7 protein-coding genes are annotated in these 11,326 nt (G+C 69.5%); 3 read left to right on the top strand and 4 right to left on the bottom strand.

Annotated features, from left to right (window positions below; all coding sequences use genetic code 11):
* Positions 1–7: 7 nt before the first annotated feature.
* Both LFM09_RS35475 and LFM09_RS35470 read left to right on the top strand, forming a co-directional pair.
* The gene (locus LFM09_RS35475; RefSeq protein WP_414100967.1) at positions 8–1,723 is read left to right on the top strand and encodes a methyltransferase domain-containing protein; all 1,716 of its coding nucleotides are present in this window, start codon (positions 8–10) and stop codon (positions 1,721–1,723) included.
* The gene (locus tag LFM09_RS35470) at positions 1,720–2,496 is read left to right on the top strand and encodes a hypothetical protein (RefSeq protein WP_414100966.1); all 777 of its coding nucleotides are present in this window, start codon (positions 1,720–1,722) and stop codon (positions 2,494–2,496) included. The genes LFM09_RS35475 and LFM09_RS35470 overlap by 4 nt, the downstream gene beginning before the upstream one ends.
* Here LFM09_RS35470 and LFM09_RS35465 read toward each other — a convergent pair.
* On the bottom strand, positions 2,493–4,733 hold the full coding sequence (locus LFM09_RS35465) for a glycoside hydrolase family 3 N-terminal domain-containing protein (RefSeq protein ID WP_414100965.1): 2,241 nt from the start codon (positions 4,731–4,733) through the stop codon (positions 2,493–2,495). The two genes, LFM09_RS35470 and LFM09_RS35465, sit on opposite strands and share 4 nt — an antisense overlap.
* A gap of 293 nt (positions 4,734–5,026) precedes the next feature.
* On the opposite strand from LFM09_RS35465, the gene LFM09_RS35460 reads away from it, so the two are divergent.
* Positions 5,027–6,172: an alginate lyase family protein gene (locus tag LFM09_RS35460; protein WP_414100964.1), complete on the top strand. Its 1,146-nt coding sequence runs from the start codon at positions 5,027–5,029 to the stop codon at positions 6,170–6,172.
* Here LFM09_RS35460 and LFM09_RS35455 read toward each other — a convergent pair.
* The 3 genes from LFM09_RS35455 to LFM09_RS35445 all read right to left on the bottom strand — a co-directional run bounded on the left by LFM09_RS35455 (position 6,164) and on the right by LFM09_RS35445 (position 11,312).
* On the bottom strand, positions 6,164–6,661 hold the full coding sequence (locus tag LFM09_RS35455; RefSeq protein ID WP_414100963.1) for a hypothetical protein: 498 nt from the start codon (positions 6,659–6,661) through the stop codon (positions 6,164–6,166). The genes LFM09_RS35460 and LFM09_RS35455 overlap by 9 nt on opposite strands.
* 36 nt (positions 6,662–6,697) lie before the next feature.
* Positions 6,698–9,778 carry a S8 family serine peptidase gene (locus LFM09_RS35450; RefSeq protein ID WP_414100962.1) on the bottom strand — a complete coding sequence of 1,027 codons (3,081 nt, stop codon included), beginning with the start codon at positions 9,776–9,778 and terminating at the stop codon, positions 6,698–6,700.
* A gap of 118 nt (positions 9,779–9,896) precedes the next feature.
* Positions 9,897–11,312: a hypothetical protein gene (locus LFM09_RS35445; RefSeq protein WP_414100961.1), complete on the bottom strand. Its 1,416-nt coding sequence runs from the start codon at positions 11,310–11,312 to the stop codon at positions 9,897–9,899.
* Between the last annotated feature and the right edge of the window lie 14 nt (positions 11,313–11,326).

Here is an 11,326-nt window from a genome sequence, read left to right as displayed (position 1 = left end):
TGGGCTGGTGGTGCTCGTCGTCCTTCTGGACGTGCTGCGCCTGCGGTCCCGCGCGTCCAAGCTGCGAGTGCTCGCCACGGGCGCGGGCGAGCACTCGCTTCTGACCGCTACCGGAGTCCATCCCGAGGGCTCGTGGCAGACCGACGCGGATCTCACCGACCTGATCCCGCGCGACCTCCCGACGGTCGCCGCGCTGGACCTGCTCGGCTCGTTCGACCCGGCCAAGTACCGCGACGACCAGTGGGCACGCGGAATCAGCGCGTCCCAGGCCGTGTTGGTGCGCGAGCAGTTCGTCGAGGAGATCAACCCGGACGACCCGACGGAGTTCGTGGCGTTCGTGCGCCGGGTCAAGGACCACGTGCACGCCCAGGTCGACATCGCGGTCGCGCCGGGGCTGAAGGCCGGCCCGTACGACCTCGGGTACCGCGCGGCGACGCTCAGGCGGCTCGGGAAGCGGCCGTCGCTGTGGATCGCGGGCTCGGTCATCGGGTACGCGACCGTTGCCGCAGCGGTGATCACCGCCTGGCCGTGGGGCCTGATGGCGCTGGCCGCGTACTGGGCGCACCCGATCCTGGTGTTCGCGGGAACGCCGCTCAAGCCGCGTGATCTGTGGGTGCCGAGGTTCCTGCGCACGCCGTACCTGTGGCTGAAGACCGCCGGTGGCAAGAAGTCCACGGCCGAACGCCGCCAGGCCGAGCACCTCAAGCAGGCAACGCCCTGGTACGAGGAGAACCGCACCAAGAACTTCCACGAGGCGCGGCGCGACAACTGCCCGTCCTGCGGCAGCACCGACCTCCGCCTGTGGGTCACCGCCACGGATCTGGTGCAGCGCAAGCCCGGCACGTTCACGATGGACCGCTGTGTCCGATGTGGACACGTCTGGCAGAACCCGCGGCTGTCCGAAGAGGGCCTCGGTTTCTACTACCGCGACTTCTACGACGGTCTCGGCGAGACGTCGGCGGAAGCGGTGTTCTCCGGCAAGACCGACCCGTACTACGGCCGGGCGCGCATGGTCGAGCCGTTCACCAAGCCCGAACGGTGGCTGGACGTCGGCTCCGGGCACGCGCACTTCTGCCTGGGAGCCAAGGAGGTTCTGCCCCAGACGACGTTCGACGGGCTCGACCAGGGCGCGGCCATCGAGGACGCGGCCAAGCTCGGCCGGATCGAACAGGCTTATCGGGGCAGCTTCAAGGAATTCGCGGGCGAGCTCAAGGGCCGCTACGACGTGATCAGCATGCACCACTACCTGGAGCACGTGCGCGACCCGTGGGAGGAGCTCGACATCGCCGCGGACGTGCTGGCGGACGGCGGTTACCTGCTGATCGAGCTGCCGGACCCGGAGTGGCGGCTCGGCAGGCTGTTCGGGAAGTACTGGATGCCGTGGTTCCAGCCGCAGCACCAGCACATGATGCCGATCGACAACCTGGAGCACGCGCTGGCCGACCGCGGCCTGACCACCGTGGCCAAGGAACGGTCGAAAGCCCACCTGTGCAACGACTTCATGCTCGCGGTGCTGCTGTTCCTCGGCAACATCGCACCCCGCACACCCGCGCCGTGGCGTCCGGAACGGGTACGGCTGCGACGAACCCGCAGCTTCCTGGTGTGGTCGCTGGGGATTCCGGCGTTCTTCGTCGCGATGGCGCTGGACCAGACGGTGAACCGGTTCCTGGCGCACCGCAGTGACCGCGGCAACGCTTACCGGCTGCTGGCCCAGAAAGCATGATGGACATCGCGGATCGGCCTGAGATCGCGCCGGAGCTCAGGCTGGTGCCGCACGCGTTCCGGCAGACGTTCGGCAGGCCTGCGGAGGGCGTTTGGTACGCCCCTGGCGTGCTGAACCTGCTCGGCGGTGCGGTGCGCGTCCACGCCAAGTGGGGCGCGATCGTGGCCGGGGACAGGCGCGAGGACGGCAAGCTCGAACTGGTGTCGGTGAACCGGCCGACCGAACGGGCTCTGCTGCCGTCCGAAGAGATTCCCGCGTGGGCGAAGCCGTTGAGCGGGACCACCGGCGGGGCGACGTTGATGTGCAGCGTCGATCTGCCGCAGGGGAGCGGGCTGTCCGCGGGTGATGCGCTCAGGACGGCCGTCGGGTTGGCACTGCGCGATCTGGCGGGCAACACGTACGCCGAGCCGGAAACACCAGACCTGGACCTGCAGGGGCAGCGGCTGCTCGTGGTCGACACACGGGTGCGGCGCCAGGAACCGCAGGAGGAACGGCCGTACACCCCGCACACCGACGACCTCGGCGCGGCTTTGACGGCGTACCACCACGTTCAGGAACCGGATCCGGAACAGAACGCGGTGGTCTACGCGGCTCTCGCGGCCGGCGCACGGGGTGCCAGCATGCTGATCGACCCGCCGGGCAGGCCCGCGGTCGCGCTGGTCGACGCGGACCTGGTCCCGGCGGTGAAGAAGGCGATCACGAAGGCGGTGGAGGTGCCTCCCCGCTACCTCACGATCGTTCCTCGTTCTCTCAATAGCTTCAGTGTGAGCTAAAATTGAGGCTTGACGGTGAACTCGGCCCGACGCAGATCCTTCGAGTTCGGACCCACCAGGAGCACGAACTCACCGGGCTCGACCACGCGCAGTCCCGCGGAGTCGACGATCGAGCAGGCGGCGACGGGGAGTTCCAGAGACACCTTCGCGGTCTCGCCGGGCTCCAGGTCGACCTGCCGGAACGTCTTGAGCTCCTTGTCCGCCCAGCTCACCGACGTGACGGCGTCGCTGACGTAGACCTGCACGGTCTCGCGGGCGGGCCGTGAACCTGTGTTCGTCAGCGTGATCGACGCCTGGACGGTCTCGTCCGGCCGCAGCACCGCCGTCTCCACGTGCAGGTCGCCGTACTCGACCGTGGTGTAGGAGAGGCCCTCGCCGAACGCGAACGCCGGCTCCTGGGTGTAGTCGGCGTAGCGGTTGCCGTGCTGGCCGCGGATCTGGTTGTAGTACGTCGGCTGCTGGCCGACGTGCCCCGCGAACGAGATCGGCAGGCGGCCGCTGGGTTCGATCAGGCCGTGCAGCAGCTCGGCGATCGCCCGGCCGCCCTGCATGCCGGGGTTGGCCGCCCACACCAGCGCGGCGGCGTTGCGCGCCGAGGCGGGCAGCACCAGCGGCTTCGACGCCAGCAGCACGACGATCAGCGGCTTGCCGGTCTCGGCGAGCGCGTCGAGCAGCGCGATCTGGCCGCCGATCAGGTCGAGCGTGGCGGTGGAGCGGTTTTCGCCGACCAGTTCGATCCGGTCGCCGACCACAGCCACCACGTAGTCCGCCGACTCGGCCGCCGCGACGGCTTCGGCGATGAGGTTCGCGTCCGGTGCGCACGGCGTGACGATCGGCGGCGCGGGCTGGCCGTCCGGCAGCACCGGGCCTGCGGGATCCGGCTCCATCGTGAGGATGTCGGCACCGCGCGCGTAGACGACCTCGCCGGACGAGAGTTCGCGAAGACCGTCCAGGGTCGTCGTGATCATCTCGCGCGGCTGGCCGTTGGGCAGCCAGTCGGCCTGACCGGACGAACCGGCCCAGTCGCCGAGCTGGGTCTGCGCGTCGTCGGCGAGCGGGCCGACGACGGCGATCTTGCCCGTTCGGTCAGCGAGCGGCAGCACACCGTCGTTGCGCAGCAGCACCAACGAGCGGCGCGCGACCTGGAGGTTGAGCGCCACGTGGTCGGCGTGGTTGATCATGACGCGCTGGCGTTCGGCGTCGGGGCGGCGCGGGTTCTCGAACAGGCCGAGGTCGAACTTCAAAGTCAGGATGCGGGTGACCGCGCGGTCGAGATCGGCCTCGGTCAGCAGTCCGTCCTCGATGGCCTTCAGCGCGCCCTCGAAGAACCGCGGGGTCGTCATGATCATGTCGTTGCCGGCCTTCACAGCGGCCGCGGCGGCGTGCGCGTAGTCGGGCTGCAGCTTCTGCTCCCAGACCATGCGGCCGACGTTGTCCCAGTCCGTGATCAACGTGCCCTGGTAACCCCACTCGCCGCGCAGGACCTCGTCGAGCAGCCACGAGTTGACCGTGATCGGCACACCGTCGGTGGTCTGGTAGCCGAGCATGAACGTCGCACAGCCCTCGCGCGCGACCCGTTCGAACGGCGGCAGGAACCACGACCGCAGCTTGCGGCGCGACAGGTCGGCCTCGCTCGCGTCCCGGCCGCCCTGCGTCTCCGAGTACCCGGCGAAGTGCTTGGCGGTCGCGAGGATCGCGGTCGGGTCCTGGAGTCCGTCACCCTGGTAGCCGCGGACCATGGCCGCCGCGAGCTCACCGATCAGAACGGGGTCCTCGCCGAACGTCTCGTCGATGCGGCCCCAGCGCAAGTCTCTCGCGATGCACAGGACCGGCGAGAACGTCCAGTGCACACCGGTCGCTGCGGCCTCGACCGCGGTGACGCGGGCGACCTGCTCGACGAGCTCGGGGTCCCACGACGCGGCCATGCCGAGCTGGGTCGGGAAGATCGTGGCGCCCTCGTGGAACGAGTGGCCGTGGATGCAGTCCTCCGCGATGAGCAGCGGGACTCGGAGTCTTGTCTGCGTGGTCAGGTCATGCGCGCGCAGGACCCGTTCGGGCGAGGTGTGCAGGATCGAGCCGACGTGCTTGCGCAGCACGTGGTCGTCCAGGTCCTCCCTCGAGTCGAGCTGCATCATCTGCCCGACCTTCTCGGGCAGCGTCATGCGCCCGAGCAGGTCGGCGACCCGTTCGGCGGTCGGCAGAGCGGCATCGAGGTAGGGCACGTCGTCGCGATCCATGTGGTCTCCGGAGGGCTCGTGCGGCGGCAGCGTGTGGGAGCGCTCTCACAATGTCTAGCTGAAACCGGTTCCGCGCGAAACCGGTTTCTGGATTTCCGGTACAAACGGATCGGTTGAGTCGTCGGTCAACTACCCCTGAACACGACAAACCGGTCGCCTGTACCGGTTCAGTCAAGGCGCCGGAATTTCGGCGGGGAAGTTTTGGTCCAGACCAGTTGATGGCTGGGCCGGTCCCGGTCATGGTCGGATGAGCCCTGGTGTGAACCCCTGCCTCCGCACCGAGGAGAACCGTCATGTTCCGGCTCCTGCTCGTAGTTCTGCTCGCCACCGGCCTGCTGGTCGCCCCCGCCCGGGCGGCGGTGTTCACCCATCCCGGCGTGCTGGTCAGCAAAGCCCAGCTCGACGCGGCGCGAGCGAGGGTGAACGCCGGTCAGCAGCCGTGGAAGGGCGCGTACGACTCCATGCGCGCCAACGCCCTCGCCTCGCTGACCAGGGCGCCCAAGCCCCGCGCGGTCGTCGAGTGCGGACCGTCCTCCAACCCGAACCTCGGCTGCAGCGACGAGCGCAACGACGCGCTGGCGGCCTACACGCAGGCGTTGCTCTGGTACATCACCCGCGACGCCCGCCACGCGCAGAAGGCGATCGAGGTGATGGACGCGTGGTCCGCGGTGATCAAGGATCACACCAACCACAACGCCCGGCTGCAGACCGGCTGGGCCGGTGCGTCGTTCGCCAGGTCGGCCGAGATCATCAAGCACACCTACGGGAACTGGCCCAACAGCGCCAGGTTCGCGTCCGTGCTGCGCACCGTGTACCTGCCGGAGATCAGCAACGGCGGCGGCTGCACGAACGGCAACTGGGAGCTGATCATGATGGACGCGGCGATCGGCATCGCCGTGTTCCTCGACGACCGGCCGGCGTTCGACAAGGCCGTGTCGATCTGGCGCGGCCGCGTGCCCGGCTACGTCTACCTGACCTCGGACGGCTCACGCCCGAAGGCGCCGTCCACCTGCCCGTCGAAGGACACCCAGGCCGAGATCGTCGACTACTGGCACGACCAGAGCACGTTCGTCGACGGCCTGGCCCAGGAGACGTGCCGCGACTTCGGGCACACGGGCTGGGGTGTGCAGGCGATGGCGCACGTCGCCGAGACCGCGTGGCACCAGGGCGTGAACCTCTACGGCGAGGCGCAGCAGCGGTTGACCCAGGCGGCGTACTTCCACTCCAGGTACCAGCTGGGCGCGTCGGTGCCGTCGTGGCTGTGCGGTGGCAGCGTGAATCTCGGGTTCGGCCCGACCACGGAGGTGCTGGTCAACCACTACCGCAACCGGCTCGGCCTGGTCATGGACACCTCGCAGCGCTACACCGAGAGCATGCGGCCGGCGGGCGCGAGCTACTTCTACGGGTGGGAGACCCTCACCCACGCCGGCTCACCGTAGGGCTTTCTGCCCGCTCGGTGAGATCGCGAACCGGCCGTCCACGCCGTGACCGTTGGCGTCACCGGCCTCTTCGTCGTCGACGTACCGGTACACGGGCCGGCCACCGACCGTGACCTGTTCCGTGCCGTCCGGGCGCTTGAACGTGCCGAGCAACGAGCGGTCGAGTGCGGGTGCGTCGAACTCGCCACCAGCGGCCAGCAGCGGGGCCCACGTCAGGGTGCACTCGGGTTCGAGACAGGTCGACGACGGCGGGTTCGTGCCGTCCTTCTCGTGGAAGTACAGCGTGTAGTGGTCGCGGTCGGCGACGACGGGGCCGACCGCGGCCGACTGCTCGACCTGCAGTTTCGCGATGTCGTTCGGCAGCACCGGGGTCGGGCCGGCCACTGGACCGGCCGCGGCCTCCAGTTCCTCCAGCGAGGCGGTCTCCTCCGGCGGCGAGGAGCAGGCCCCGAGCAACACGACAAGCACGAGAACGGCGAATCGCTTCACATCAGGGGTTACGGACGGAGCCCGGGGCCTGGTTCATCACTTGAAGCTGTACGAACGCAGCACGGTCTGGCTGACCGAGTTGCCTGCCTGATCACGCGCCACCGCGCGCACCGACGCGAAGCCGGGCGTGGACGGGTGCGTGACCAACGCGTGCCCGGCCACGATCGGTACGCGCTTCCACGTCTTGCCGTCGTCGAACGACACCTCCACCGACAGCTTGGTGATCCGTGACTTCGCAGGTTTCTCCACGAAGACCTTCAGGCAGTGCAACCTGCCCGCGCGAGCCTCCTTCGTCGAATCGGTTCGAACGACGAGCAACGGCAGCTGGCCGTTGACGCCGGGGTCGTTGATCCGCCACACCGCGTCGACGGACGTCCCGAGCGCGGTCCACGGCACCGCTCGGGTGGCCTGCGTCTTGACCTCGTAGACACCGGCGTCGGGCGCGGTGAAGGAGCCGTAGCCCGGATAGATCGACGACCCGATCGCCTTGCCGTTCAACGTGACCGCGGTGCTCGCGGTGAGCCTGGCGTTGACCGACTGGAGGAACGTGTCGTTGCCCGCGGTGGACAGGACCGGCACGTAGAAGTTGAACTTGCCGTCCTTGCGGGACGCGCCCCACCCGATGTCGACGGGACCGGTCGCCGGCCCGACGGGCGCCCGGTTCCACCGCACGTCGTAGGTGCGGCGGTCGAACGTGCGGCGCAGCATGGTCTCGGTCTCGTAGCGCAGCACCGGCTGGGTTTCCTGGTAGTACAGGGTGTTGCTCCAGCTCGCCTCACGCGAGGCCCAGAAGTGCTCCTTGCGCTGCAACGGCAACGGCGTGTTCCGCAGGATCGTGATGCCACCGGTGGAGCCGGGGTAGAACCCGTGGATGCCGCGCAGTCCGATGCTGCCGGGTGCCTGGGAGGCGTAGTCGGCGCGGACCGTCGCGAAGTCCTTCCTGCGCGCCACGTGGTCCAGCTCGTCCGGGATGCCGTTCTTGTCCCAGAAGAGCGGCCGGTACAGGTCGGTGCCCGCGACCAGGGCGGGGGAGAAGTGGAACGTGTAGACGCGGTCGGTGATCCGGCCGGTCGGCGTGGCGTAGAGCGGGGCGGTGGGATCGGCGATGTACGTGACGCCCGAACGGCCGACGCTGACCCCGAACTCGTTGGAGTCCGCCGTGGTGGTGACGCCTTCGACCGCTGAGGTGACCCGCGTGGCGGTGCGGGCGTCCAGGGCGACCGTCACGTCCTTGTCCAGCCCGACGCCGGCCTTGGTGAGGATCGACCGCGCGCCGGCCTGCCCGTTGACGTAGGGGTCGCCGAGCGCGACCTGGACGTCGTAGGTGCCCTTGGGCAGCCGGAATGAGAACTCGCCGGTCCCGAGGATCAGCGCGACCCCGTTGCCGGTGGCGGTGTCGACGACGGTGCCGATGGTGAAGGCGCCGACGCCGGTGCGGCCCACTGCCGTGACCTTCAGGCCGTAGCGCTCGCCCTCGACCGTGCCGCCGATCGCGGTGCTCAGCGACGTCGTGCTGTTCGACGCGAGGACCCGGCCGGTGAACTCGCCCTCGGCACCGGGCGTGATCGTGACCTTGACCGACGCGGTGCCCTTGGCCGGAACCGTGATCTTCTGGGTGTCCACTGTGTACGGTGCGGGCACGGTGACGTCGAGCTCCAGGGGTGCGTCGCCGTCGTTGCGGTAGGTCAGGGTCTTGGTGATGGGACCGGTGTGCGGCCACTTCATGAGACCGAACGACAGGCTCGCGGGTGACGTAGTCAGCTTGGTGCTGGTGGCTTTGCCGACGTCGAGCCGACCGGCGCCCTGGGCGAACACCGAGAGGTTCAACGGCTTGCTCGCGGCCATCAGCGCGGCCTTGAGCTGCTCGGCCTTCCACTCCGGGTGCTGCTGGGCCAGGATCGCGGCCGCGCCGGTCACGTGCGGCGTGGCCATCGACGTGCCGGAAGCGCTGGTGTAGTTCGTGTCCACGGGCGCGCCCATCGACGTGCCGGCCGCCCGTGCCGCGATGATCGCCGAGCCGGGTGCGGCGATGTCGGGCTTGATCGCGCCGTCACCGACGCGCGGGCCACGGCTGGAGAACGAGCTCAGCGCGTCGGTCTTCGTGACGCTGCCGACCGTCAGCGCGGCATCGGCGGCACCGGGGCTCGCCACCGAACCCGCGGTGCCCGCGTTGCCGGCCGCGATCACGAACAACGTGCCGGTCTGCGCGGTGAGGTTGTTGACCGCCTGCGACATCGGGTCCGTGCCGTCGGTTGCGCCACCGCCGAGGCTGAGGTTCACGACGCGGGCGCCGCTGTGGGCGGCCCACTCCATGCCTTCGATGATCGCCGAGTTCGGGCAGCTGCCGGACGGGCCGCAGACCTTGCCCACCAAGAGCTTCGCGTCCGGTGCGACACCCTTGTACTTGCCGCTGCTGGCCGCGCCGGACCCGGCGATGATGCCCGCGGTGTGCGTGCCGTGGCCGTGCTCGTCGACGCTCGTGCCGCCGCCGGTCACGAAGTCCTTGTGCCCCACGACGACGCCCTGGAAGTCCGGGTGCGCGGGGTCGTAGCCGGTGTCCAGGTCGGCGACCGTGACGCCCTTGCCGGTGAACCCCGCCAGCCACGCGGCGGGCGCGCCGATCTGGGCGTTGCTCTCGTCGTCGATCAGCCGTGCGTTGGCGTCGAGCCAGATCTTCTTCACCGAGCTCGACGCCATGACCGCCTCGGACGCGGTGATGGCGGTGGCGTTGATGCTGCTCAGGTGACGGCCGCCCAGGATCGCCGGTCCGTCGTGGCTGACGATCAACGGCAACGGCCTGCCCGCGAAGCCTTCCCTGACGAGCTCGCTGACGTTGAACAACCGCTGCTCGACCCGCCCGGACGCCACGTCGTCGATGGCGTCGACGGGCAGGACGAGCACGTCACCGTTGTCGGTGACCCGCGTGAACTCGACCTTCTCCCGGCCCTCCGCGGCCTTCACCTCGACGTCGGTGCCGCGGACGAACACCTGGTCGCCGGTGATCAGCGTGATGACGTCGGTCTGCTGTTGCGGCGATTTCGGGGGCTCTTGGGCCTGTGCCGGTGCGGGCAGGGAGAGGAGGGCGACCGCGGAGAACGCGGCGACGAATCTGCGCATGGCTGTCCGTTCGCTGGCAGGACTCGGCGGCGGACGCGTCGACGCTATCGATCTCCGGATGCGTTGTCACACAACCTGACCTGGGAAGACAACGGGACCGTTCCGGGCCCGCGCGGTGCTACCAGGCGAAGATCAGCCGCAGCAGGAAGAAGATCAGGAAGAACGCCGGCACGATCAGCAGCACCTTGCCGAACGTCTTGAGCATCCCGCTGTTGATCCGCACGGCGCTCCAGCGCACGCCGAGCGCCTCCTGCATCGCGCGGGCCACGTAGAAGACCGGTGCGCCGTACTTGTTCTTCTCGCCGGGGAAGGGGCCCACGGCGTGCACGCGCGGGTGCCACTCGTGATCGAACGCGACGACCGCGGACGTCCACTGCCCGGTCGGCGCCGACTTCGCCAGCCCGGTGGGCGCCGGCAGCAGTTCGTCGAGCCGCCCGGCCAGCCCGTGACCCCCACCTGGAATCAGCAGGACGAGCTTGCCAGGAGGCTGGGTCGTGCGCGCTTGCTCGACCTCCCACCACAGCCCTTCGCCCTCACCCAATCGCAGCACGATCAGCTGGGACAGGTCCATGAGCTTCAGCACGCCCGGCTGCCAGTCGTCGAACGGCAGGTAGAACCGTGCGGCGCCGAGGTGCGGCAACGGCTCGCCCGGGCGGCCCACCGCGATCACCGGCCCGAACGCACCGAGCGCGCCCACCAGCTGCTCTTCTCGCGAGTGGATGGTCAGCAGCCCGGACGCCAGCGCGCCGGGAACGCCGTCGACGACCGCCGCGCTCTGGTCGTGGGAGAAATCTCGCAGGTACAGCACGGGCTTCCGCCAGTCGGCCTGCAGCACCTGCGCTGCGGCCCGTGCCGATCGCGGGCGTGAGTACCGCAGCACGTAGTAGGAGATCACGAGGCCGACCACACCGCCGCCGAGGATGAATCCCCTGACGTCCCAAGGGATCGCGTTGGCCCTGGTGACCACGATGAGCCCCATGAACCCGCCGATGAGCAACGTGTAGCCGATCCCGGTGACCACCATGAACACCGGCCGCCGCCACACCGGTCGTGGCGGCACGAACTGGTTGACCAGTTCGACGACCTCGGCGTTGGCCGCACGTCGGCGTCGCCGCAGAAACACCGTGACACCAACGAGGATCGCGCCGATCACCAGCCACGGCGCGGCGAGCGACCACGCGTCCGCGGTGTCCCGGTCGAGCGTGGCCTGGTCTTCGGAGATCTTCGCGGCGACGTCGTCGGTGAACCGGCGGGCGAGGTCGAAGTCGCCGTCCTCGGCGGAGTCCGCGCCGAGGGAGATCGAGGCGCGGCTCTTGCTGGGCGAGGGTGCGTTGTCGCGGAACCAGTCGGAGACCGCGCGGGCGTCCTGCGCCGAGCCGCGGTCGAGGGCGGCGACGAACGCGGCGTACTGCGCGGGCGCGTCGTGGAAGGTGAGGCGCTCGCGGAGGTCGATGCCCGCCGCGATCGCCAGGATCAGCGCCACGTACCCGACCACGGCCGCGGCCGCCGTGACGAGACTCGTCAGGGTTCTCAAACCGCGACCCGTTG

Source organism: Lentzea alba (assembly GCF_047445655.1).
In the GTDB taxonomy this organism is placed as follows: domain Bacteria; phylum Actinomycetota; class Actinomycetes; order Mycobacteriales; family Pseudonocardiaceae; genus Lentzea; species Lentzea alba_A.
This window is presented reverse-complemented; position numbering and strand designations above follow the sequence as displayed.

Excerpts from the sequence above, each read along its gene's own strand:
- LFM09_RS35450 (WP_414100962.1), bottom strand. The coding sequence starts at position 9,778 with ATGCGCAGATTCGTCGCCGCGTTCTCCGCGGTCGCCCTCCTCTCCCTG.
- LFM09_RS35460 (WP_414100964.1), top strand. The coding sequence starts at position 5,027 with ATGTTCCGGCTCCTGCTCGTAGTTCTGCTCGCCACCGGCCTGCTGGTC.
- LFM09_RS35470 (WP_414100966.1), top strand. The coding sequence starts at position 1,720 with ATGATGGACATCGCGGATCGGCCTGAGATCGCGCCGGAGCTCAGGCTG.
- LFM09_RS35465 (WP_414100965.1), bottom strand. The coding sequence starts at position 4,733 with ATGGATCGCGACGACGTGCCCTACCTCGATGCCGCTCTGCCGACCGCC.